This is a genomic window from Paraburkholderia monticola, assembly GCF_001580545.1.
GTDB lineage: Bacteria > Pseudomonadota > Gammaproteobacteria > Burkholderiales > Burkholderiaceae > Paraburkholderia > Paraburkholderia monticola.
On the sequence record NZ_LRBG01000010.1, the window covers coordinates 127693 to 151646 of the forward strand.

Sequence of the window (23954 nt, forward strand, 5' to 3'; positions counted from 1 at the left end):
GCCGGAACCCCGCCACCAGGCGATGCTTAGTTACCGGCCTTTTCGAAGCGGCGCAGCAGGTCGTCGCCGCGCGCGACGGACGAGTCGAGCGCCTGCTGCGGCGTCTTCTTGTCCGCCCAGACCTGCTCGAGTTCTTCATCGATCACGGTGCGGATCTGCGGCATGTTGCCCAGACGCAGGCCCTTCGTGAACGGCAGCGGCGGCTTGTTCAGCATCTGACGGATCGCGGTGTCGCTGCCCGGGTTCTTCTCGTAGAAGCCCTGCTGGCGCGTCAGGTCGTACGCGGCGGTCGTGATCGGCAGATAGCCGGTGTCCTGATGCCACTTCGCGGCGACCGGCGCCGTGGCCAGATACGCGAGGAACTTCGCGACGCCCTTATAGACCGCCGGGTCTTTACCCGACAGCACCCACAGGCTCGCCCCGCCGATGATCGCGTTCTGCGGCGCGCCCTTCACGCTCTCGTCGTACGGCATCATGCCGGTGCCGAAATTGAACTTCGCGTATTTCTTGATCGTTGCGAGCGAGCCCGACGAGTTCGTGATGATGCCGCAGTCGCCGCTATAGAACTTCGACACGGGCTCGTCCTTGCGGCCGACATAGGTGAACGTGCCGTCCTTCTGCATGTTCTGCAGGAACTGGATGTGTGCGACCTGCAGCGGCTTGTTGAATTCGAGCTGCGCGTCCATGCCGTCGAAGCCGTTGTTACGCGATGCGAACGGCGCCGCATGCCACGCGCTGTAGTTCTCGAGCTGAATCCAGCTTTGCCAGCCCGACGAGTAGCCGCACGACATGCCCGAGGCCTTCAGCTTCTGCGCGTCGGCGTGCAGTTCGGCCCAGGTCTTCGGCGGCTGGTTCGGGTCGAGGCCGGCTTTCTTGAACGCGTCCTTGTTGTAGTACAGCACCGGCGTCGAGCTGTTGAACGGCATCGAGATCAGCTCGCCGGTTTTCGAATCGCTGTAGTAGCTCGCGATGGTCGGCACGAACGCTTTCTGGTCGAGCGGCACGCCCGCGTCCTTGAATACCTGGGTGACCGGGACGATGGCTTTTTTCGCCTGCATCATCGTCGCGGTGCCGACTTCGTAGACCTGCAGGATGGCCGGCGCGTTGCCGCTGCGATAGGCCGCGATGCCGGCGGCGAGAGTCTGGTCGTAGGTGCCCTTGAACACCGGCACGATCTTGTAGTCGCTTTGCGATTTGTTGAAGTCGTTGGCGATGTCGTTCAGACGTTCACCCAGCGCGGCTTCCATTGCATGCCAGAACTGGATTTCGGTCGCGGCGTGAGCCGCCTGGCTGACGCCGATACTCAACACGGCGGCGACGGAAAGTGAACGGAACAGCGGCTTGTAATTCATCGATTTGTCTCCGGTTCGGAAGGGCGCGGACGCGAATCGCGCGATTCTATTTGTGTTCGATGACATTCCGGCGTCGTTGGCCGGGCGGCGCGCACGATGGGTGGCGGGGCGCCGGAAGTCGCAATTTAGCATCGGCTGTCATGGAAAGGAAATAAATGGGACGGGATTCGGGAAGATCGTCAGCGATGCGTAGCGAGGCTCGTTGTCCCGGTGCGGTGGGTTAATCGTCGCGCGCAAATAAAAAAGCCCGCGACGCCTGAGCGTTCGCGGGCCTTACTCGTGCAGCGCAGTTTGCGCTGCTTTGCGCTTTACACGTTGAACAGGAAGTTCATGACGTCGCCATCATGCACGACGTATTCCTTGCCTTCGGCGCGCATCTTGCCGGCTTCCTTCGCGCCTTGCTCGCCCTTGTAGGTGATGTAGTCGTTGAAGCTGATCGTCTGCGCGCGGATGAAGCCACGTTCGAAGTCGGTGTGGATCGCGCCCGCTGCCTTCGGCGCCGTATCGCCGATGTGGATCGTCCACGCGCGCACTTCCTTCACGCCGGCCGTGAAGTAGGTATGCAGGCCGAGCAGCTTGAAGCCCGCGCGGATCACGCGGTTCAGGCCCGGCTCGTGCATGCCCATGTCGGCGAGGAACACTTCCATGTCGGCTTCGTCGAGGTCGGCGATTTCCGCTTCGACCGCCGCGCACACGGCCACGACCGGCGCGCCTTCCGCGGCCGCGAACTTCGTGACCGCGTCGAGGTGCGGGTTGTTCTCGAAGCCGTCTTCCTTCACGTTGGCGACGTACATGGTCGGCTTCGCGGTGATCAGGCAGAACGGCTTGAGCGTGGCCTTTTCTTCATCGGTCAAGTCGAGCGCGCGGACCGGTTTCGCCTGGTCGAGCTGCGCGCGGACCTTCTCCAGCACCGCCACATTCTTCGCGGCTTCCTTGTCGTTGCCCGACTTGGCTGCCTTGGAATAGCGCGCGAGTGCCTTCTCGACGGTGCCGAGGTCGGCGAGCGCGAGTTCGGTGTTGATCACCTCGATGTCCGACAGCGGATCGACCTTGTTCGCGACGTGAATCACGTTGTCGTCCTCGAAGCAGCGCACCACGTGCGTGATCGCATCGGTTTCGCGGATGTTCGCGAGGAACTGGTTGCCGAGGCCTTCGCCCTTGCTTGCACCAGCCACCAGACCCGCGATATCGACGAACTCGACCACCGCCGGCAGGATGCGCTCCGGCTTGACGATTTCGGCGAGCGCCTTCAGACGGGCGTCCGGCACTTCGACGATGCCGACGTTCGGCTCGATCGTGCAGAACGGATAGTTTTCGGCGGAAATGCCCGCCTTCGTCAGGGCGTTGAACAGGGTGGACTTGCCGACGTTAGGCAGGCCGACGATGCCGCATTGGAGGCTCATGGAAATCCTTCAGTGAATCAGTAGGTTGCGTGATGCGCTCGACGCTGCGCGCGGATTCGGAAAGCCTTCGCGTAGGGCGTTGCGTGGCAGGCGCGGCGGAGCGGACAAGTCACCGAATCGGGGCGTTGGCTCGACGATTGAGTGCGAGTTTTCACGGAAAACGCAATTGTAACCCGTTCGCCCGGGCGGACCGGCCGGCGCATTTGCGTGAAGCCACTGTAGAATCGTCAGTTCAGAGCCGAGAGAGCTCATTTCCGGGGCAAAAACGTGCGAATCATGAGATGGGTCGGAATCGGCGTCGTCGCCGCGATCGTGGTGGGCGTGGTCGCGACATGGGTCACGCCGAATTTCGACGAAGCGCAAGCCACCACGGACCGTCAGACGATCGATTGCCTGACGAGTCACCTCACGCACCAGGATCGGGCCGACATCGCGCGGTTCGCAGACAAGAACGACAACGATTCGTTGTGGAGCGTGTATGACCGCGTGTTCCCCGACTGCGCGGTGCGCGGCGACCAACGCGATCGCAAGGCGCAGCTCGAGGCGGCCGCGTGGCGCAACCTGTCGTCCGATCGCGATTTCATGCGCATGCGCGAGGCCAACGCGGCGCTCGCGGCGAGCGCTCCGGGGCATTAACGCGGGCCGCCGGGCCTGATCTGACGGGCCCACATGCCGCGCCGGTCGATCCGTCCCCCGCACCCCCCGCGGCTATAATGCGCGCATGAACGCACACCACCAGACCTTTGATGCCGCCGTGATCGGCGGCGGGCTCGTCGGCAAGACCGCGGCGCTCGCGCTCACGCAAGGCGGACTGCGCGTCGCACTGCTCGCGCAGCCTTGCGCGGCGCTGCCGGCCGGTGCGGTCTTCGACTCGCGCGTCTATGCGTTGTCGTCGAGTTCGCAGGCCCTGCTCGAGCGACTGCGGGTGTGGCAGGCGCTCGATCACACGCGGCTCGGTCCCGTCTACGACATGCGCGTGTACGGCGACGCGCACGCCGAGCTGCATTTCTCCGCGTTTCAGGCATCGGTGCCGCAGCTTGCGTGGATCGTCGAGTCGTCGGTGATCGAGCGCGCGCTCGATGCCGCGCTGCGCTTCCAGCCGAATCTAACGTGGATCGACACGCGCGCCCAGGCGCTCGATTTCTCCGCCGACAGCGCGAGCGTCGGCCTCGCGAACGGCAGCGTGCTCGCAGCGGACCTGGTGGTCGGCGCGGACGGCGCGCACTCGTGGGTGCGCGCGCAGATCGGCTCGAAGACGGTGCGGCGCGACTATAAACAGACCGGCGTGGTCGCCAATTTCAAGACCGCGAAACCGCACGGCGAAACCGCGTATCAGTGGTTCCGTGACGGCGAGATCATCGCGTTGCTGCCGATGCCGGATGGCCACGTGTCGCTGGTCTGGTCGGCGCGCACCGAGCACGCGGAGCAACTGCTCGCGCTCGATCCCGAGCGGCTCGCCGCCGAAGTCGAACACGTGAGCGGCGGCCAGTTCGGCGCGCTCGACTGCGTGACGCCAGCGCAAGGCTTCCCGCTCGCGCTGCAGACCGTCGACCGGCTCGTCGCGCCACGCGTCGCGCTAGTCGGCGATGCCGCGCATCTGATTCACCCGCTTGCGGGGCAGGGCATGAACCTCGGTTTGCGCGACGTCGCCGCGCTCGCGAGCACGATCGGTGGCAAGGAGTCGTTTCGCGACCTCGGCGACATGGTGTTGCTGCGCCGCTACGAGCGCGCGCGCCGCGAAGACATCCGCGCGCTGATGATCGCGACCGACGGCCTGCAGAAACTGTTCTCGGTGCCCGGTCCGCTCGCCCGTGCCGTGCGCAATACCGGCATGGCGTTCGTCGGTGCGCAGCCGTTCATCAAGCGCTGGCTCGTGTCGGCCGCGCTGGGCTAAACGGCAAGGAGGCGTCGCGTGGATAGCCGATGGCCGTTCACGGGCGTCCGGGACAGGTATCATGAGCGGATCGACGCGCTGCGATCGCTCCCCTATCTGACCCCGATCAAACCTGATCGACCCGGATCGACCCGATAGGCGACCCAAACGCGCGGCCGGAACGTGAAGAAACGCGCACGGTGTGCGACTGAACCCAGGACTCCAGCATGAAAAAGACTTTCCGCATCGCCGCCGCCGTGCTCGCGATCGCTGCCGCTACGCTCGGCTGCTCGGCACAGGCCGACCAGACCACCGACAAGCTCAAAGCCGCGCTGCAAACGCGTCTTTCCGACGTGACGATCAAGAGTGTGTCGAAGACGCCGATCGCGGGCCTGTACGAAGTGAACCTCGGCACGCAGATCATCTATAGCGATGCGAACGGCGACTACCTGATGCTCGGCGACATGGTCGACGCGAAGACGCGCAAGAATCTGACCGAGGCGCGCCTGTCGGAAACCAACCGCATCGACTTCGCGAGCCTGCCGTTCGGCAATGCGGTGAAGGTCGTGCGCGGCACCGGCGCGCGCAAGATCGCCGTGTTCTCCGACCCGAACTGCCCGTACTGCAAGCAGCTCGAAAAGACCTTGCTGTCGGTCGACAACGTGACGGTCTACACGTTCCTGTACCCGGTGCTGTCGCCGGATTCGACCGCCAAGTCGAAGTCGATCTGGTGCTCGGCCGATCGCGCGAAGGCGTGGGAATCGTGGATGCAGGACCGTCAGGCGCCGACCGCCGCCGCCACCTGCGACACTGCCGCGATCGACAAGAACCTCGCGCTCGGCCGTTCGATGAACGTCGAAGGCACGCCGACGATGTTCCTCGCCGACGGCCGTCGCCTGCCCGGTGCGGTGCCGGCCGACCGGCTCGACAAGGAGCTGTCGGCGGTGCACTGAACCGCGCGCTGCACGCAGCACCACGCACGCTTCGGGCGCGCAACAGAAGCAACCCGCAAACGAAAGGAGGCGCACACAGCGCCTCCTTTCGCATCGAGCCCGAACTTCTCCGCTCACTCCCCTGACACTCCCCAACGCCGCCGATGAAGCCGATTCGCTACACCATCGTTCCGGGTAATCCCGCCGCCCACCTGTTCGAAGTCACCATGACCGTCGTCGATCCCGATCCGGCCGGCCAGCGTTTCATGCTGCCGGTGTGGATTCCGGGCAGCTACATGGTGCGCGAGTTCGCACGCAACATCGTCACGCTGCGCGCGGTGAACGACGCGGGCCGCAAGGTGCGCGTCGAGAAGATCGACAAGCACACGTGGCAGGCTGCGACCGTCAAGGGCGCGCTGACGCTGCGCTACGAGGTGTATGCATGGGACATGTCGGTGCGTGCCGCGCATCTGGACGACACGATCGGCTTTTTCAACGGCACCAGCGTGTTTCTGTCGCCGCTCGGCCATGAAGACGCGCAGTGCGTGGTCGATATCCGCAAGCCCCAGGGCACCGCGTATCGCAACTGGCGCGTCGCGACCGCGCTGCCGGAAGCGCGCGGCACGAAGCGCTACGGCTTCGGCGAGTACCGCGCGCAGAACTACGACGAGTTGATCGATCATCCCGTCACGCTGGGTGAATTCGCGCTCGCGACGTTCAAGGCGCATGGCGTGCCGCACGACGTCGTGATCGGCGGTCGGGTGATCGGGCTCGACATGGAGCGGCTGTGTAAGGACCTGAAGCGGATCTGCGAGGCGCAGATCGCACTGTTCGAACCGAAGTCGAACCAGGCGCCGGTCGAGCGCTACGTGTTCATGACGCAGGCCGTCACCGACGGCTACGGCGGCCTCGAGCATCGCGCGTCGACCGCGCTGATCTGCAATCGCACCGATCTGCCGGTGCAGGGCCGCGACACGATGAGCGAGGGCTACCGGACCTATCTCGGGCTGTGCAGCCACGAGTATTTCCACACGTGGAACGTGAAGCGCATCAAGCCGGCCGCCTTCGCGCCGTACGATCTCAGCGTCGAAAACTACACGTCGCTGCTGTGGCTGTTCGAAGGCTTTACGTCGTATTACGACGACCTGATCCTCGTGCGCAGCGGCGTGATCTCGCCGGATGACTATTTCGGCCTGCTCGGCAAGGTGATCGGCGGCGTGCAACGCGGCAGCGGGCGTTTGAAGCAAAGCGTCGCCGAGAGTTCGTTCGATGCCTGGGTCAAGTACTACCGGCAGGACGAAAACGCGCCGAACGCGATCGTCAGCTATTACACGAAGGGCTCGCTGCTTGCGCTCGCGTTCGATCTGACGATCCGCGCGCAGACCGGCAACCGCAAATCGCTCGACGACGTAATGCGTCTGCTATGGAAGCGCTTCGGCCGTGACTTTTATCGCGGCAAGCCGGTCGGCGTCGACGAAAGCGAGATCGAGACGATTTTCGCGGAAGCGACCGGCGCGCAACTGGCCGAGTTGTTCGCCGAAGGCGTGCGCGGCACGCGCGATCTGCCGCTCGACACGCTGCTCGCACCGTTCGGCGTGGCGCTCGCGGCGGATCTCGACAAGAACGGCAAGCCCTCGCTCGGCGTGCGACTGCGCGGCGGCGCGGATTGCGCGCTTGCCACCGTGCACGAGGGCAGCGCCGCGCAGAAGGCGGGCCTCTCCGCCGGCGACGTGCTGATCGCGCTCGATGGGCTGCGCGTGACGGGCGGGAATATCGATGCTCTGCTGTCGCGCTATCAGCCGGGCGCCAACGTCGAGGTGCATGCGTTCCGCCGCGACGAACTGCGGGTCACGCAGGTGAAGCTCGACGGCCCCGAAGTGGCGCGCTACAAGCTCGCGGTCAGCGATAACCGTCCCGCCGCGCGCAAGGCCCGCGAGCGTTGGCTGGCGAGCTGATCGGCGCGGTGGTGGGGGTGGTGGGCCGCACCGGGCGGCCCACCGATCGTCGCCCGCTCCGTCGTCAATCGGCGGGCGAGGGTGGTGGATTGTTCTATCCATGCAACAATCCGTCGCCGCCGGACGGCTTTTTCGCCGGCCGGTAAATAAACACAATGGCTCCACTCGCGCAACACTGCGCGCCCCTACTGGAGTCAACCATGACCACGATCCTGCAAATCAACTCGGCAGCCCGTTCGCAAGGCGCGAACTCGACGCTTCTCGTCAACGAGCTGACCGCAAAGCTGCAACAGTCGAATCCGGGCGCGCAAGTCGTCGTCCGCAACCTGCAAGCCGAGCCGCTGCCGCACCTCGACGATGACGTGCTCGGCGCGTTCTTCACGCCGGCCGAGCAGCGCACCCCGGAACAAGCCGCGATCGCCGCGCGCAGCGAAGCGCTGATCGCCGAGCTGCAAGCCGCCGACGTCATCGTGATCGGCGCGCCGATGTACAACTTCGGCATTTCGTCGCAACTGAAGACGTACTTCGACTTCATCGCGCGTGCGGGCATCACGTTCCAATACACCGCGAACGGCCCGGAAGGTCTCGTGAAGGGCAAGAAGGTTCATGTCGTGTCTGCGCGCGGCGGCAAGTATCTCGGTACGCCGAACGACAGCCAGACGCCGTACCTGAAGAGCTTCCTCGGCTTCCTCGGCATGACCGACGTGAACTTCATCTACGCCGAAGGCCTGAACATGGGCCCGGACGCCGCCAACGCCGCGCTGAGCTCGGCGCGCGAAGCGATCGCCGCGGTTTAAGCGGGTCGGTCGTGCTGCCTTGCGCCGCTTCGATGCGGCGCGAGCGGCGAAATGAAAAAACGCCACGGACGGGTTCGCCCTCCGTGGCGTTTTCGCTTCGTATCTCAATCTTCCGACGACTGCGTCCTTACGCAAGCATTTGCGCCTCGTCGGGCAGACGCCAGTCGATCGGTTCGCGGCCGTGCTGCTCCAGATACTCGTTCGCCTTGGCGAAATGCCCGCAGCCGAGAAAGCCGCGATGCGCGGACAGCGGCGATGGATGCGGCGCCTCCAGCACGTAGTGCGACTTGCCGCCGAGCAGCGAGCGCTTCGCTTGCGCATGCGCGCCCCACAGCATGAAGACGAGGTTCTGATGCCGCGTCGCGAGTTCGTGGATCAGCGTGTCCGTGCATTTTTCCCAGCCCCGTTTCGCGTGGCTCGCGGCGCTGTCGCGCTCGACGGTCAGCACGGTGTTCAGCAGCAACACGCCCTGTTTGGCCCAGCTGTCGAGACAGCCGTGCTGCGGCGTTTCGTGACCGAGACTCGCGGCGATTTCCTTGAAGATGTTGCGCAGCGACGGCGGCGGCCGCACGTGCGGCGCGACTGAAAACGCGAGACCGTGCGCTTGTGGCGTGCCGCGGTCTTCACCGTGATACGGGTCCTGACCGAGGATCACGACTTTCACTTCGTCGGGGCTCGTCAGGCGCAGTGCGCGAAACACGTCGGCCGGATAGATGGTCTTGCCGGCGGCACGCTCGCCGTCGACGAAACGGCACAGCGGCGCGTAGGTGTCGCTGTCGATGAATGATTTGAGGTGCGCACGCCATGCCGCGGGCAGCGCGGCGAACTGGGCTTCGAGCGTGGGCAGCGCGGCGGCCGTATCGGTCGGGGCTTGAGTGGCGACTGGCGCGGCATCGTCGAACAGCGATGCCTGCGGCGAACTGGAGCGGGTACGGGAAGCGGAGGTCATGGCGGGGAAGTGTCGCAGCAAACGTCGGCTAGCTCAAGCTGTGGCGAGCGGATGAGGCGCTGCCGCGACCGACCTGCGCCCAACCCGCACTCAACCCGCGCGCAATCGATACCCGCGCTGCGCCTTGCTGATGTCATCCGGCGCGAGGCCGGCAATCCGTTTGCCGAGTTCGGCGGCCAGCGTATGAAGCGCCGCTTCGTCGCCCGATTTCAGTTCGAGCTCGATCTCCGAGATCGGCGCGCGGCGCGCTTCGCTGTCGACTTCGGCAAGCACGTCGCCCTGATCGATCGCGGCCTCGACCTGCGCGCCGTCGGTGTCGAGCTGCCATAGCGTGCGGGTGAAATTCGTGCGGAACAGCTCGACCAGGGACGGTGCCGCCTGCTTCAAAGCGTCCGCGGCGGCGGGTTCATCGCAAGCGCTCAGCAACGCGTCGATTTCGAGCTTCGGGCCCGCGACCGGCATTTCCCATTCGTGCCGGCTATGCAAACCATTCTTCGCGGTACCGACCGTCTTGAAGGTCTGCAGCCAGCCGTCCGGTGTCTGCCGCAGACGCAGCGCGCTCTTCGACGACGCCAGCGTCAGCTGTGGCGTATCGAAGTAAATGTTCACGAGCTTGATCGGATGTCCTTCAATGCCGGCGCGCGCGGCGAACCATCGCGTCGCGGCCTGCACCTGCGAAGCGGGCAGCGCCAGCTTGATTTCGCGTTCCATGCTCATGATGCGTGTCCTTGTTGCGGGTGTCTGTCTGGGCCGATTCGTTGATACGTCGATGCGGCGCTCAGAAAAACATTCGCGCAAGTTCCACACCCGGCTCGTCCGCGCGCATGAACGCCTCGCCGACGAGGAACGTATGCACGTTGCGCGCGCGCATGCGATCGACGTCGTCGCGCGACAGGATGCCCGATTCGGTCACGACGATCCGATCGTCGGGAATCGCGTCGAGCATGCCGAGCGTCGTCTCGAGCGAGGTTTCGAACGTGCGCAGATTGCGGTTATTGATGCCGATCAGCGGCGTTTTCAGCGTCAGCGCTTCCTGCAGTTCTTTGCCGTCGTGCACTTCGACGAGCACCGCGAGACCGAGCGACTGCGCGAGCGCTTCGAGGTCCTGCATCTCCGAGGTTTCGAGCGCCGCGGCGATCAGCAGGATCGCGTCGGCGCCCATCGCGCGTGCTTCGACGATCTGATACGGATCGACGATGAAGTCCTTGCGCAGCACCGGCAACTGGCAGGCGGCGCGCGCTTGCTGCAGGTACGCGACGCTACCCTGGAAAAACTGCACGTCGGTCAGCACGGACAGACACGCCGCGCCGTGCTTCTCGTACGAGCGCGCGATGTCGGCCGGCACGAACTGTTCGCGCAGCACGCCCTTCGACGGGCTCGCCTTCTTCACTTCGGAGATCACCGCGGCGAGACCCGCCGCATGCTTGGCGCGCAGTGCGCCGACGAAGTCGCGCAGGTCGCGCGAGGACGCTTCGAGCCGCAGTTCTTCGAGCGGCACGCTTTGTTCGGCCGCCCGGACTTCTTCGCGTTTGACCGCGATGATGCGGTCGAGGATGTCGCTCATAAATGTCTCGCTACGTGATTACTGCTTGAATTGCTGGGTGAAGCGCACCAGTTCGTCGACCTTCGCGCGCGCCTTGCCGCTCGCGATCGCTTCGCGCGCGAGTTCGATGCCGTCCGCGATCGTAGCCGCGACGTTCGCCGAATAGAGCGCCGTGCCGGCGTTCAGCGTGACGATTTCGCGCGCGACGCCGGGCTTGTTGTCGAGCGCGTCGAGCAGCATGACCTTGGACTCGCCCGCATCGGCGACCTTCAGCGTGCGGTTCGACACCATCTGCATGCCGAAGTCTTCCGGGTGGATCTCGTACTCGCGGATCTCGCCATTGCGCAACTCGCCGACCAGCGTGGCGCCGCCAAGCGACACCTCGTCCATGCCGTCCATACCGTAGACGACGAGCACGTGCTTCGCGCCGAGACGCTGCATCACGCGCACCTGAATGCCAACGAGGTCGGGGTGGAACACGCCCATCAGCTGATTCGGCGCGCCGGCCGGATTGGTGAGCGGGCCGAGGATGTTGAAGATCGTGCGTATGCCGAGCTCGCGGCGGACCGCCGCGACGTTTTTCATGGCCGGATGATGGTTCGGCGCGAACATGAAGCCCATGCCCGTCTCCGCGATCGATGCCGCGACCTGCTCCGGTTGCAGATCGATGTTGACGCCGAGCGCTTCGAGCACGTCGGCGCTGCCCGACTTGCTCGATACGCCGCGATTGCCGTGCTTTGCGACCTTCGCGCCGGCCGCGGCCGACACGAACATCGTCGCGGTGGAAATATTGAACGTGTGGGCACCGTCGCCGCCGGTGCCGACGATATCGACGAAGTTCGAGTTGTCCTGCACCTCGACGTGCCGGGCAAATTCACGCATCACCGTGGCGGCCGCGGTGATTTCGCCGATGGTCTCTTTTTTGACGCGCAGGCCGGTGATGATTGCCGCCGACATCACGGGCGAGAGTTCGCCGCGCATGATGAGGCGCATCAGATGCAGCATTTCGTCGTGGAAAATCTCGCGGTGCTCGATGGTCCGCTGCAACGCTTCCTGGGGCGTAATGGACATGGTCTCGTCTCCCTTGTTGTCAGGCATTGCCGGACGCCGTGTTATTCGGGTTCTTGCCGGCGACGGCGAGCTTCGACTGCTTGACGAAGTTTTCGAGCAGCGCGTGGCCGTGTTCGGACAGGATCGATTCCGGGTGGAACTGCACGCCTTCCACGGCGAGTTCCTTGTGGCGCACGCCCATGATTTCGCCGTCCTCGGTCCATGCCGATACTTCGAGGCAGTCGGGCAGCGATTCGCGTTCGATCGCGAGCGAGTGGTAGCGCGTCACCGTGAAGTGCTTCGGCAGGTCCGCGAATACGCCTTTGCAGTCGGTTTCGATCGTGCTGACCTTGCCGTGCATGATGGTCTGCGCGCGCACGACGCGGCCGCCGAACGCCTCGCCGATCGCCTGATGGCCGAGGCACACGCCGAGAATCGGCGTCTTGCCGGCGAATTCGCGCAGCACGTCGAGCGTGATGCCGGCGTGTTGCGGGTTGCTCGGGCCCGGCGACAGGCAGATGCGCTCGGGGTTCAGCTTCGCGATTTCGTCGAGCGTGATTTCGTCGTTGCGGTAGGTGCGCACGTCTTCGCCGAGTTCGCCGAAGTACTGCACCAGGTTGTAGGTGAACGAGTCGTAGTTGTCGATCATGAGCAGCATGGTGTGTCTCCGGTCAGAAGTCGCTATCGAGGCCGTCCTGGACCTGCTCGGCCGCGCGCATCACCGCGCGTGCCTTGTTCTCGGTCTCTTGCCATTCGGATTCCGGCACCGAATCGGCGACCACGCCCGCGGCCGCCTGCACATACAGATTGCCGTTCGCGATCACGCCGGTGCGGATCGTGATGGCGAGATCCATCTCGCCGGTGAACGACAGATACCCGACCGCCCCGCCGTAGAGGCCACGCTTGACGGGCTCGAGCTCGTCGATCAGCTCCATCGCGCGGACCTTCGGCGCGCCCGACAGCGTGCCGGCCGGAAAGGTGGCGCGCAGCACGTCGAAATTGGTCATCTCGGGCTTCAGCTTGCCTTCGACCGAGCTGACGATGTGCTGCACGTGCGAGTACTTCTCGATCACCATCTTGTCGGTCACGACGACCGAGCCGATCTGCGCGATGCGGCCGACGTCGTTGCGCGCGAGGTCGATCAGCATCACGTGCTCGGCGATTTCCTTCGGGTCGTTCAGCAGCTCGGTCGCGAGCGCGGCGTCGCGCTCGGGCGTGTTGCCGCGCGGCCGCGTGCCGGCGAGCGGGCGGATCGTGACGAGGCGGTCCTCGCCGCGCTTTTCCTGGCGCACCAGAATTTCCGGCGATGCGCCGACCACATGGAAGTCGCCGAAGTTGTAGTAGTACATGTACGGCGACGGATTCAGCGAGCGCAGCGCGCGATACAACGACAGCGGATTGTCGCGGTACGGCTTGGTCAGGCGCTGGCCGACCTGCACCTGCATCAGCTCGCCGGCGGCGATGTATTCCTTCGCCTTGCGCACGGCGGCCAGATAATCGTCTTTGGCGAATTCGCGGTAGATCTCGGTGCGCACGCTGGACGACACGACGGGCGGCTCGACGGTGACGCGCAGACGCTGGCGTAGTTCGCGCAGACGTTGCTTCGCTTTCGTATACGCCTCGGCCTGGGTCGGGTCCGCGTAGACCACCAGATAGAGCTTGCCCGCGAGGTTGTCGATCACGGCGACTTCCTCGGTCAGCAGCAGCTGGATGTCGGGCAGGTTCAGATCGTCTTTCGGCGCGCTGTGCGCGAGCTTCTTCTCGATGTAGCGCACCGCGTCATAGCCGAAGTAGCCGGCGAGACCGCCCGTGAAGCGCGGCAGCCCCGGGCGTTGCGCGACCTTGAAGCGCGCCTGGAACTGCTGGATGAATGCGAGCGGATCGCCGTCGTGCGTTTCGACGACCTTGCCGTCGCGCACCACTTCCGACACGCTGTTGCGCGTGCGCACGAGCGTGCGCGCCGGCAGGCCGATGAACGAATAACGCCCGAAGCGTTCGCCGCCCACCACCGACTCCAGCAGGAACGAGTTCGCGCCGTTGCGCTCGGTCTGCGCGAGCTTCAGGTACAGCGAAAGCGGCGTTTCGAGGTCGGCGAGCGCTTCGGCGATCAGCGGGATGCGATTGAAACCCTCGTTGGCGAGGGATTGGAATTCGAGTTCGGTCATGTTCCGATCCTGTACGGTGGTCCGGCGGCTGCAAGCGTCGGGCAAAGCGGGGCTAGGCGCCTCCGGTCAGGGCGTGGGTCGACGTTTTCGACACAATGATACCGACCGGCGCGGGTCTTCCATCGGCGCGTGCGAGCGGTGCGGGTGTGCAGCGGTACTTTGCGGGTACGCGCAGGCCCAATCAGCCGATGCAGCAGCGCAAAAAACAGAACGATGGAAAAAGCGCGTAAGCGCAGCGAAGTAAAAAACGGTTGCCGAAGACGATCTTCAGCGTACCTCAGGTGAGGTTAGCGCGACCAGCGACGCCAGGGCCAGGCTCCCCGGTCGATGCTAATCAGACTCCGTTTTTTATTCAGAAACATGAGGATGAAGGACTGTTAAGTCGTGGATTGATGCGCCGCGATCGCCCTGGCGGCGTCGAGCAGCGAGGCAACTATACCATCGGATTTTATCGTTTGTATAGCTTGGCCGTGGTTGTAGCCGTAGGGCACGGTGAGCGTGGCCATGCCGGCCGCGCGGCCCGCCAGCGCGTCGTTTTCCGAGTCGCCGATCGCGACCGTGGCGCGCGGCTCGACGCCGAGTTGCGCTGCGGCGGTCAGCATCGGCAGCGGGTCGGGCTTCTTTTTCGCGAGACTGTCACCGCCGAGCACGACGCCGAAATACTGCGCGAGTCCATACTGCTGCAGCAGCTCGAGCGCGAAGCGGTGCGGCTTGTTGGTCACGCAGGCGAGCTTCAGCCCCGCGTCGCGCAGCGCGCGCAGGCCGGCTTCGACGTCGGGATAAAGCCGCGTATGCACGCCGTTGATCTTCGCGTACTCGGCCTGATAGATCGCGAGCGCTTCGTCGAAGCGCGCTTGCGCATGCGTGGCTTCGAAGCGCGGCGCGAGCACGCTGCGGATCAGATGCTCCGAACCCTTGCCGACATAGCCGACCACTTCCTCGCGCGTCGTTTCTTCAGCATCGAGCTGCGCGAGCATGCCGTTCAGGCCGGCGGTGAAGTCGTCGGCGGTGTCGATCATCGTGCCGTCCAGATCGATGATCGCCGCTTCGAGGCGCGGGCCGGTGAAGGTCGGGGCGGGGTACGGAGCAGTCATCGTCGGATCAGCGCGGGACGGTGGCCAGAGCGGCGCGCATCTTGTCGATCACGACCTTGTGATCGGGCTGGCCGAAGATCGCCGAGCCGGCCACGAACGTGTCCGCGCCAGCCGCCGCGATTTCCGCGATGTTGTCGACCTTCACGCCGCCGTCCACTTCGAGATGGATGTCGCGGCCGGTGCGCTCGTTGTACGCGTCGATGCGCTTGCGTGCTTCGCGCAGCTTGTTGAGCGCCTCGGGGATGAACGACTGGCCGCCGAAGCCCGGGTTCACCGACATGATCAGCACGAGGTCGACCTTGTCCATCACGTGATCGAGGTAGTTCAGCGACGTCGCCGGGTTGAACACGAGGCCGGCCTTGCAGCCGTGGTCGCGGATCAGCGACAGCGTGCGGTCGATGTGATCCGACGCCTCTGGATGAAAGCTGATCACGTTCGCGCCGGCTTTCGCGAAGTCCGGCACGATGCGGTCGACGGGACGCACCATCAGGTGCACGTCGATCGGCACGTCCACGTGGGGGCGGATCGCTTCGCAAACGAGCGGGCCGATGGTCAGGTTCGGCACGTAGTGGTTGTCCATCACGTCGAAGTGGATCCAGTCGGCGCCGGCGGCGACGACGTTGCGGACCTCTTCGCCCAGACGGGCGAAATCGGCGGAGAGAATGCTGGGGGCGATGCGAAATTGCGTCATGACAGGGGGCCGATGCAAGCGGGAAAGCGCCATTTTACCGTCTTTGCGCGTGTTGACCGGGGTGTCGGAGGCGGCTGGCGTGGCGCAATCGCGCGATCGAATGGCGCAAACAGCCAGCGCGAGAAATGGCGGGGACGAGCGGTATATAGAAGCGTTGCGGCAAAGTAGACATGTCCCAATGTCTTAGACTGTCCTGGCCAAAAGGGTTGTCTGGTTGCGGCCATGCCGCGCATCAAGCAGAATGCCACTCCATGAGCGCCGCATCGCCGCTGCACCCGCAGACCATTGGCGTTCGGGCCTTCCACGATTTTTCCCAGCCCGTTTGATCAGATCGGAATCAGGATGAGCCAGTACGAATTCAGCGTCGCGGCGCAGGTGCAATACCTGCCCGAAGAGTCGGACCCGGAGCGTCGCCAGTACGCCTTTGCCTACACGCTGACCATCCGTAACACCGGCCAGGTGCCCGCGCAGTTGATTGCGCGTCACTGGATCATCACCGACAGCGACAACACCGTGCAGGAAGTCAAAGGCCTGGGCGTGGTCGGTCATCAGCCGCTGCTCAAACCGGGCGAGCATTTCGAATACACGAGTTGGGCAGTGATTGCGACGCCGGTCGGCACGATGCGCGGCGATTACTTCTGCGTGGCCGAAGATGGCGAGCGCTTCGAGGCACCCGTGCCGGAGTTCGTGTTGCGCATGCCGCGCACGTTGCATTGAACCGGCGCGACACTGCGCGGTCTTTAATGACTTCGGGATGGGCGCGCGGCGCAGTAAGTTGTCGAGCCGAGGTTGGGTGACCGACAGGTGGAGCGCTTGATGTGGAGCTTGCCGCGCAGTTCGGCGCGCGGCTCGCCCCGCCAGGGCTACTGCGGCTTTTGCTGTCCGGACTGTTCCGCCGATTTGGCTCGGGTCGATTTTTTCTTGCCAGACGACGTCCATACAACGATAAAGACGAGCAGGAACAGCGCGAGCAGCGCTTCCAGCGCGAAGATGAGCATCGGGTATTCGTCGAACAGATCAGACATGGCGGTTTCCATCAAGAACGAACATTGTATGCGTTTTGTCCGCCGGGCCGGTGCATGGCTCGGTGCGTTGTCGGTTGCGGTGTTGCTTGCGTCCTGTGGGGGCGGCGGCGCGATCCGGCCTTCACCGCCGAGCGGCGCGGCGATCATTCCTGGCCAGATTGCCTCGGCGCGTTTGACCGCGGTTGCGTGGCAGCAAGTGCCGGGCTGGCAGGATGACTCGCTGATCGGCGCGACGGCCGCGTTGCGGCAAAACTGCGTAAGACTCGCGCGTCAGCCGAACTGGTCGCGTGCATGCGCGGCGGCCGCGCAAATCGACGATCTCGACGTGACCAGCGCGCGCGCATTCTTCGAGGCCTACTTCACGCCATTCCAGCTCGCGAATAGCGACGGCACGCTCGATGGTCTGGTCACCGGTTACTACGAGCCGCTGCTGCGCGGTTCGCGCACGCGGCACGGCGTGTATCAGACCGCGCTGTACCGCTGGCCCGCCGGCTCCCGCGCAGGGGCGCCGTTGCCGGCGCGCGCGCAGCTCGAGCGCTCGGGCACGCTCAGCGGCAACGAACTCGTCTGGGTCGACGATCCAATCGAAGCGTTCTTCCTGCAGGTGCAGGGGTCCGGGCGCATTGTGATGGAAGACGGCAGCGTGATGCGCGTCGGCTTTGGCGGGACCAATAATCAGCCCTACAAGTCGATCGGGCGCTGGCTGCTCGATCATGGCGAGGTCACGCCCGCGCAAGCGACGATGCAAGGCATCAAGGCCTGGGCGCGCGCGAATCCGACCCGCGTCGATGGGCTGCTCGACACCAATCCGCGTTTCGTGTTTTTCCGTGAGATGCCGTCGGCCGAAAGCACGCCAAGCGGCGGAGCGGACGGTCCGATCGGCGCGCTCGGCGTGCCGCTGACGCCGGAACGCTCGATCGCGGTCGACCCGAGCGCGATTCCGCTCGGCACGCCGGTGTTCCTGCAAACCACGCGGCCGCTGACTAATTCGCCGATGAACCGCCTCGTGTTCGCCCAGGACACCGGCACCGCGATCAAGGGCGGTGTGCGCGCCGACTACTTCTGGGGCCTCGGCGACGATGCCGGCGATCTGGCCGGCAAGATGAAGCAGGGCGGCCGGATGTGGTTGCTGCTGCCGAATTCGTGAGAGGAGTGGGGCGGGGATCGGAAGCGGCGTCGCGTCGGATCAGGATCCGTGCGTGACGCCGGTTTTTGTCGGGCTCTTCTGACGTTGCCGATTGCCCGTCGCCCGAATCAGAGCCTCTATTTGCGCTTGTCCACCACGCGCCGAGCCTTGCCCACCGAGCGCTCGATTCCATTCACCCCCAGCACGTTCACCACCGCGCTGACGCCGATCAGCGCCTTGATGTCGTAGGCCAGCGCGTTTTTCGCGGCGGTTATCGCGGACGTATCCGGGGCGGTTTCGGGGCACGGTTCGACGTTCAGCGTCAAGACGTCGAGCGGTCCTTCCTTGGTCAGGACGATCTGATAGTGCGGCGCGAGCGCATGCTGCTTGAGCAGCAGTTCTTCGATCTGCGTCGGGAACACATTGACGCCGCGTACGATCATCATGTCGTCCGAGCGGCCCGTGATCTTTTCCATCCGCCGCATCGTGCGGGCGGTGCCCGGCAGCAGACGAGTGAGATCGCGCGTGCGGTAGCGGATGATCGGCAGCGCTTCTTTCGTCAGCGAGGTGAACACGAGCTCGCCGAGTTCGCCATCGGGCAGTACCTCGCCCGTCTCGGGATCGATGATCTCGGGGTAGAAATGGTCTTCCCAGATCGTCGGGCCGTCTTTGGTTTCGACGCACTCCGAGGCGACGCCCGGGCCCATCACTTCGGAGAGGCCGTAGATGTCGACCGCGTCGATGCCCATGCGCTTTTCGATCGCCACGCGCATGTCGTTGGTCCACGGTTCCGCGCCGAAGATGCCGATGCGCAATGAGCAACTGGCCGGGTCGATGCCCTGACGTTCGAATTCGTCGGCGATCGACAGCATGTAGCTCGGCGTCACCATGATGATGTCGGGCCGGAAGTCCTGAATCAGTTGCACCTGCTTTTCGGTTTGGCCGCCGCCGAATGGAATGACGGTGAGCCCCGCGCGCTCGGCGCCGTAATGCGCGCCAAGACCGCCCGTGAAGAGGCCGTAGCCGTAGCTTACGTGCACCTTGTCGCCACGCTTCGCGCCGGAGGCGCGCACCGAACGCGCGACGAGATTCGCCCACGTATCGATGTCGCGCGCCGTGTAGCCGACGACGGTCGGCTTGCCGGTGGTACCGGACGAGGCGTGGATTCGCGAAATCTGCTCCTGCGGCACGGCGAACATCCCGAACGGATAGCTGTCGCGCAGATCCTTCTTCGTCGTAAACGGAAAGCGTGCGAGGTCCGCGAGCGACTTGACATCACCCGGATGAACGCCGGCTTCGTCGAACTTGCGCCGATACACCGGCGAATTTTCGTACGCATGGTTCAGCGACCATTTGAGCCGTTCGAGTTGGAGCGCGGCGAGCTCGTCGCGGCTGGCGGTCTCGATGGGATCGAGCGGAAGGGCGGTGCTCATCGAATGTCTCCTTGCTGCCTCAGTATCTGAGTCTGATATATGACGCGTTGGCGCCAGAAAACCACGCGGACGGTCGTCCGTGCGGGTGGTTCTGGTTCGCCACCGCTAACTGCTAGTTACTACTCGCCGGTCGGAATCAGGTTGCCCTTGATTTGCGCCGACTTGCCGCGAAACATCGCGACGGTTTCACCGGCGCGATTCGTCACGCGGATATCGTAGATGCCGGTGCGCCCGCTCAATGTCTGCTCGACCGCTTCGGCGCTCAGCACGTCGCCGCCGTGGACTGGTCGCAGAAACTCGATCGAGCAGCCGGCCGCGACCGTATTGATGTTGTAGGTGTTGCAGGCGAACGCGAAGGTCGAATCGGCGAGCGTGAAGATCAAGCCGCCGTGGCAGATCTGATGGCCGTTCAGGAAGTCGTCGCGCACCGCCATGCGCAGCCGCGCATAGCCGGGACGCACTTCGAGAATCTCGAGTCCGAGCGCACGGCTGCAGGCGTCGTCTTCGTACATCGCGGCGGCTGTCGCCCGGGCGACTTCTTCGGGCGTCATCTGGTCTGGGCGGGTGGTTTGTGTGGACATCTCAACGTCCCTCGAAGCGCGGCGCGCGCTTCTCGATAAATGCCTGAACGCCTTCCGCGTAATCGTGCGAGGCGCCGAGTTCGCGCTGCAAATCACGTTCGAGGTCGAGTTGCTGGTTGAGCGTTTGCGTCGCCCCGGCGCGCATCGCCTGCTTGATCGCGGCGATCGCACGCGTTGGTTGTTGGGCGAGCTGGGTTGCGAGTTTCGCCGCGGCCGGCGCGAGTTCGGCGTCGTCGAGCACTTGCCAGATCAAGCCCCAACTTTCGGCTTTCTCCGCGCTGAGTTTGTCGCCGGTGAGCGCGAGCCCGAGCGCGCGGGCCATGCCGACGCGCTGCGGCAGGAACCACGTGCCACCCGAATCAGGCACGAGACCGATCTTGACGAAAGCCTGGATGAAGCTCGCAGAGCGAGCTGCGAGCACGAGGTCGCAGGCCAACGCGAGGTTGGCGCCCGCGCCGGCGGCCGTGCCGTTGACTGCCGCGATCACCGGAAGCGGCAGCGCCTGCAGACGACGGATCAACGGATTGAAGTACGCGTCGATCAGGCCGCCGAGGTCGGTCATGGCGCCGGGCGTGAAATCGAGGTCGGCGAGGTCCTGGCCGGCGCAGAAGCCACGGCCCGCGCCGGTGAGCACGAGCGCACGGGCGCCCGACGTTTCGACTTGACCGAGCGCGGCGCCGAGTTCCTGATGCATCGCTCGCGTGAAGCTGTTGAGCTTGTCCGGGCGATTCAGCGTGATGGTGGCGACGTGGCTCGATGAGTCGATGTCCAGCTGGATCGCTTCATATGCCATGGGATGTCTCCTCAAAGTCTCGTTGACCGATGGGCACGAGTGCTCGACTAGCGTCGGCGTGCGATCTCGATCCGATGTTTGATCTTAGTGAGAGCGCACGACCAGGTCCATCCGCCGAATGGCATAGGACGAAGTCGTGCGTGGGCTGACGCTGTGTCCTATGTCGTTCAGCCAGCTACCGCCGGCGCCGCTTTCGGTTCAACATGAACGCGGCTTTGAACGACACGGAAGCGGTTGGCGACGAAAGCGGCATCGGCCAGCGCGGCATTGGCAGCCGGGTTGGCGCCGGTGCCGTGGAAGTCGGAGAAAGCCGCGGATTGGTTGACGAACACACCGCCGGTCAGGTTGATCGACAGCGCGACGCCGCCGCGAATCGACGCTTCGTGCGCGGCGTCGAGCACCGCGTCGTCCGTGCTGTAGACCGACAGCGTCAGCGCGCCGTGCTCGGCGGCAATTTCGCCTGCCAGGTCGAGCGACTGCGCAGTCGAGTCCGTCGCGATCACGAACGAGATCGGCCCAAACCATTCTCGCGTGAACTGCGCACGGTCGGTCGCCGCATCGAGCTGCACCACGAGCGGCGTACGCACGCGAGCGCCCGGAAAGGACGGGTGTTCGAGCGCCTGGCTCGCGACGAGAACGTGGCCGAGGCTAGCGGCTTCGTCGATGCGCTGCACGACGCCTTCGTTCTGGATCGCGCCGAGCAGTTCGACGGCGCGGGCCGGATCGGCCACGAGCTTTTGCACGGCACCTGCGAGCGCCTGGGCGACATCGTCGAAGCTGAGCGAGCCGTCCGCGGTGCGAATGCCGTCGCGCGGCACGTAGATGTTTTGCGGTGCGGTGCACATCTGGCCCGAATACAGCGCCAGCGAGAATGCGATGTTGCGCGCAGCCGCCTTGATGTCTTCGACCGAGTCGATCACGATTTGATTGACGCCGGCCTTTTCGGTATAGACCTGCGCCTGATGCGCATTGCGCTCCAGCCAGGTGCCGTTCTGGGTGCTGCCCGTGAAGTCGATCAGCTTGATTTCGGGGCGCTGGGCCAGTTGCTGGACGAGGGCGCCGTCATTCGGTTCGGTGGCGAGCAGCGTGACGACGTTCGGATCGAAGCCCGCTTCGCGCAACACGTCACGCGCGATGCGCACGGTCAGCGCGAGCGGCAGGATCGCGCCCGGATGCGGCTTGACGATTACCGTGTTGCCGGTGGCCAGATCGGCGAACAGGCCCGGATAGCCGTTCCACGTCGGGAACGTGCAGCAGCCAAGAACGAGGCCGATGCCGCGCGGCACGACGGTGTAGCGCTTTTGCATCGCGAGCGGCGGGTTTTTGCCTTGCGGTTTTTCCCAATGTGCGTCTGCGGGAATGCGGCGCAACTGGTCCCAGGCGTACGCAACGGCTTCGAGCGCGCGATCCTGCGCGTGCGGGCCGCCGGCCTGGAAGGCCATCATGAAAGCCTGGCCGGTCGTATGCATCACGGTGTAGCCGATCTCGAAGCTAGCGCGGTTCAGACGCGCGAGGATTTCGAGGCTCACGCCGATCCATGCCTTCGGGCCGGCCGCGCGCCAATCGCGTTGCGCCGCTGCGGACGCGGCGATGAGCGCGTTCTGGTCGGCTTTGGGGTAGCGCACGCCGAGCGGGAAGCCGAACGGCGAGACTTCGGCGCCGACGGTTTCTCCAGTCGACGGTTGGTCGAGGTCGAACGTCTTGTCGAGAAGCGCCTTGAATGCGGCTTCGCCGTCTGCGTTGGCTGTTTCCCCGTACACTTTCGGGCTGGGCATTTCGACGAACGGGCTCCAGTAGCCGCGCGTTTCGAGCGCGGCGAGCGCTTTGTGCAGCGTGTCTTCGTGCTTGGTGAATAGCGGATGTGTCATGGCAAAGAGGGGCTCGGCTGTACGTTGGGGAAAAGCCTGTCGAATAATTGACCGACCGGTTGGTTGGGGAATGGTAGCATCACTACGAGTGATGCGCGAAGCGTTTTTCGCGTGCGATTAACCCTTATGGAGGTGGCATGGCTTACGAGAATATTCTGGTGGAGACGCGAGGGCGCGTCGGACTGATCACGCTGAACCGACCGAAAGCTCTGAATGCGCTGAACGACGCGCTAATGGACGAACTGGGCGCCGCGCTGCGCGAGTTCGACGCCGACGAGGCGATTGGCGCAGTCGTCGTGACGGGCAGCGAGAAGGCGTTCGCCGCCGGCGCGGACATCGGCATGATGGCGTCCTACACCTATATGGATGTCTACAAGGGCGACTACATCACGCGCAACTGGGAAACGGTTCGCTCCATCCGTAAGCCGATCATCGCCGCTGTGGCGGGCTTCGCGCTCGGCGGCGGTTGCGAACTGGCGATGATGTGCGACATCATTTTCGCCGCCGACACGGCGAAGTTCGGTCAGCCGGAAATCAAGCTCGGCGTCATGCCGGGTGCGGGTGGCACGCAGCGGTTACCGCGCGCGGTGTCAAAAGCGAAGGCGATGGACTTGTGTTTGACCGCCCGCTTCATGGATGCCGTCGAAGCCGAGCGCGCCGGACTGGTCTCGCGGGTGATCCCGGCGGCATCGCTGCTTGACGAAGCGCTCGCTGCGGCCGCCATCATTGCCGAGTTCCCACTGCCTGCGGTGATGATGGTCAAGGAGTCGGTCAACCGTGCCTATGAAACAACCCTCGCGGAGGGCGTGCATTTCGAGCGCCGCCTGTTCCATTCGCTCTTCGCCACCGAGGATCAGAAAGAGGGCATGGCCGCGTTCGTGGAGAAGCGCAAACCGGTTTTCAAGCACCGGTAATACGCTTGTCAAAATACCGCTTGCAAGTCCCGATGCCGGCGACTAGAATCTCGCTCTTTCGTGCACCGGATGCCGGGGCACGGGGGTGCGGGAAGCCAGTGATGGCGGGGGCTTCAGCGGCGTGGGCAGGTTAAGCGAGTGATAAAAACCTGTTGACGATCCGATAGAAGTTCTTCATAATCTCGTTTCTCTGCTGCAGACGCAGCGACGCAAACGAAGCAGTGCCGGGTAGTCAGGTGCTGCGCAGTGCGCGGATCGATCTTTAAAAACTAACAGCCGATAAGTGTGGGCGCTTGATGCGGAATGCAGGGACGGATTAGCAGGGGACTGTGGTCAAGACACAGCAGTAAGACCTCTACCACGGACGAAAAAGAAGGTTTTTATCACCAAAGGTTGGTGAAACATGTGTT

Annotated in this window: 23 protein-coding genes; 8 read left to right on the forward strand and 15 right to left on the reverse strand. The window is 64.5% G+C overall.

Annotation, left to right across the window (positions count from 1 at the left end; translation table 11 throughout):
* Positions 1–26: 26 nt before the first annotated feature.
* Both ugpB and ychF read right to left on the reverse strand, forming a co-directional pair.
* Positions 27–1352: a sn-glycerol-3-phosphate ABC transporter substrate-binding protein UgpB gene (ugpB, locus tag CI15_RS13535; RefSeq protein WP_062128528.1), complete on the reverse strand. Its 1326-nt coding sequence runs from the start codon at positions 1350–1352 to the stop codon at positions 27–29.
* 308 nt (positions 1353–1660) lie between these two features.
* Positions 1661–2755: a redox-regulated ATPase YchF gene (gene ychF, locus CI15_RS13540; protein ID WP_062128530.1), complete on the reverse strand. Its 1095-nt coding sequence runs from the start codon at positions 2753–2755 to the stop codon at positions 1661–1663.
* Between the two features lie 276 nt (positions 2756–3031).
* On the opposite strand from ychF, the gene CI15_RS13545 reads away from it, so the two are divergent.
* The 5 genes from CI15_RS13545 to CI15_RS13565 all read left to right on the forward strand — a co-directional run bounded on the left by CI15_RS13545 (position 3032) and on the right by CI15_RS13565 (position 8312).
* On the forward strand, positions 3032–3391 hold the full coding sequence (locus tag CI15_RS13545) for a hypothetical protein (RefSeq protein ID WP_062128531.1): 360 nt from the start codon (positions 3032–3034) through the stop codon (positions 3389–3391).
* 85 nt (positions 3392–3476) lie between these two features.
* Entirely contained in the window at positions 3477–4649 is a 1173-nt protein-coding gene (locus tag CI15_RS13550; protein WP_062128533.1) for a UbiH/UbiF family hydroxylase, read from the forward strand.
* 206 nt (positions 4650–4855) lie between these two features.
* A complete protein-coding gene (locus tag CI15_RS13555; protein WP_062128535.1) occupies positions 4856–5581 on the forward strand; it encodes a DsbC family protein in 726 nt (241 codons plus the stop codon).
* Between the two features lie 143 nt (positions 5582–5724).
* A complete protein-coding gene (locus tag CI15_RS13560) occupies positions 5725–7515 on the forward strand; it encodes a M61 family metallopeptidase (RefSeq protein WP_062128538.1) in 1791 nt (596 codons plus the stop codon).
* A 200-nt stretch (positions 7516–7715) separates the two neighbouring features.
* Entirely contained in the window at positions 7716–8312 is a 597-nt protein-coding gene (locus CI15_RS13565; RefSeq protein WP_062128539.1) for an FMN-dependent NADH-azoreductase, read from the forward strand.
* 127 nt (positions 8313–8439) lie between these two features.
* On the opposite strand, the gene CI15_RS13570 is transcribed toward CI15_RS13565, so the two are convergent.
* The 8 genes from CI15_RS13570 to rpe form a co-directional block, all read right to left on the reverse strand.
* Entirely contained in the window at positions 8440–9261 is an 822-nt protein-coding gene (locus CI15_RS13570; RefSeq protein WP_062128541.1) for a uracil-DNA glycosylase, read from the reverse strand.
* A 90-nt stretch (positions 9262–9351) separates the two neighbouring features.
* Positions 9352–9978 (reverse strand): CYTH domain-containing protein, encoded by a 627-nt coding sequence (locus tag CI15_RS13575; protein WP_062128543.1) that lies wholly within the window; start codon positions 9976–9978, stop codon positions 9352–9354.
* 61 nt (positions 9979–10039) lie between these two features.
* The gene (gene trpC, locus CI15_RS13580) at positions 10040–10825 is read right to left on the reverse strand and encodes an indole-3-glycerol phosphate synthase TrpC (protein ID WP_062128545.1); all 786 of its coding nucleotides are present in this window, start codon (positions 10823–10825) and stop codon (positions 10040–10042) included.
* An 18-nt stretch (positions 10826–10843) separates the two neighbouring features.
* Positions 10844–11875, reverse strand: a complete 1032-nt coding sequence (trpD, locus tag CI15_RS13585) for an anthranilate phosphoribosyltransferase (protein WP_062128590.1) — start codon at positions 11873–11875, stop codon at positions 10844–10846.
* A 19-nt stretch (positions 11876–11894) separates the two neighbouring features.
* A complete protein-coding gene (locus tag CI15_RS13590) occupies positions 11895–12512 on the reverse strand; it encodes an aminodeoxychorismate/anthranilate synthase component II (RefSeq protein ID WP_062128547.1) in 618 nt (205 codons plus the stop codon).
* A 13-nt stretch (positions 12513–12525) separates the two neighbouring features.
* A complete protein-coding gene (trpE, locus tag CI15_RS13595) occupies positions 12526–14019 on the reverse strand; it encodes an anthranilate synthase component I (protein WP_062128549.1) in 1494 nt (497 codons plus the stop codon).
* Positions 14020–14396: 377 nt separating this feature from the next.
* Positions 14397–15113 (reverse strand): phosphoglycolate phosphatase, encoded by a 717-nt coding sequence (locus CI15_RS13600; RefSeq protein WP_062128551.1) that lies wholly within the window; start codon positions 15111–15113, stop codon positions 14397–14399.
* 7 nt (positions 15114–15120) lie between these two features.
* Complete coding sequence (rpe, locus tag CI15_RS13605; protein WP_062128553.1) at positions 15121–15804, reverse strand: ribulose-phosphate 3-epimerase; 684 nt, start codon at positions 15802–15804, stop codon at positions 15121–15123.
* Between the two features lie 342 nt (positions 15805–16146).
* On the opposite strand from rpe, the gene apaG reads away from it, so the two are divergent.
* Positions 16147–16521: a Co2+/Mg2+ efflux protein ApaG gene (gene apaG, locus CI15_RS13610; RefSeq protein ID WP_062128555.1), complete on the forward strand. Its 375-nt coding sequence runs from the start codon at positions 16147–16149 to the stop codon at positions 16519–16521.
* Between the two features lie 146 nt (positions 16522–16667).
* Here the strand turns inward: apaG and CI15_RS37285 are convergent, their stop codons facing one another.
* On the reverse strand, positions 16668–16829 hold the full coding sequence (locus CI15_RS37285; RefSeq protein ID WP_162842050.1) for a hypothetical protein: 162 nt from the start codon (positions 16827–16829) through the stop codon (positions 16668–16670).
* 28 nt (positions 16830–16857) lie between these two features.
* Between CI15_RS37285 and mltA the strand changes: the two genes are divergently transcribed.
* A complete protein-coding gene (gene mltA / locus CI15_RS13615; RefSeq protein ID WP_062128556.1) occupies positions 16858–17976 on the forward strand; it encodes a murein transglycosylase A in 1119 nt (372 codons plus the stop codon).
* Positions 17977–18092: 116 nt separating this feature from the next.
* Here the strand turns inward: mltA and paaK are convergent, their stop codons facing one another.
* From paaK to paaN, 4 genes are all read right to left on the reverse strand, one after another.
* A complete protein-coding gene (gene paaK, locus CI15_RS13620) occupies positions 18093–19388 on the reverse strand; it encodes a phenylacetate--CoA ligase PaaK (RefSeq protein WP_062128558.1) in 1296 nt (431 codons plus the stop codon).
* Positions 19389–19507: 119 nt separating this feature from the next.
* Complete coding sequence (gene paaI / locus CI15_RS13625; RefSeq protein ID WP_062128559.1) at positions 19508–19969, reverse strand: hydroxyphenylacetyl-CoA thioesterase PaaI; 462 nt, start codon at positions 19967–19969, stop codon at positions 19508–19510.
* 1 nt (position 19970) lies between these two features.
* Positions 19971–20762, reverse strand: coding sequence for a 2-(1,2-epoxy-1,2-dihydrophenyl)acetyl-CoA isomerase PaaG (gene paaG / locus CI15_RS13630; RefSeq protein WP_062128560.1), 792 nt, complete (start codon positions 20760–20762; stop codon positions 19971–19973).
* Between the two features lie 167 nt (positions 20763–20929).
* Complete coding sequence (gene paaN, locus CI15_RS13635; protein WP_062128564.1) at positions 20930–22630, reverse strand: phenylacetic acid degradation protein PaaN; 1701 nt, start codon at positions 22628–22630, stop codon at positions 20930–20932.
* A gap of 137 nt (positions 22631–22767) precedes the next feature.
* On the opposite strand from paaN, the gene CI15_RS13640 reads away from it, so the two are divergent.
* The gene (locus tag CI15_RS13640; protein ID WP_062128566.1) at positions 22768–23544 is read left to right on the forward strand and encodes an enoyl-CoA hydratase; all 777 of its coding nucleotides are present in this window, start codon (positions 22768–22770) and stop codon (positions 23542–23544) included.
* The last annotated feature ends 410 nt before the right edge of the window (positions 23545–23954 follow it).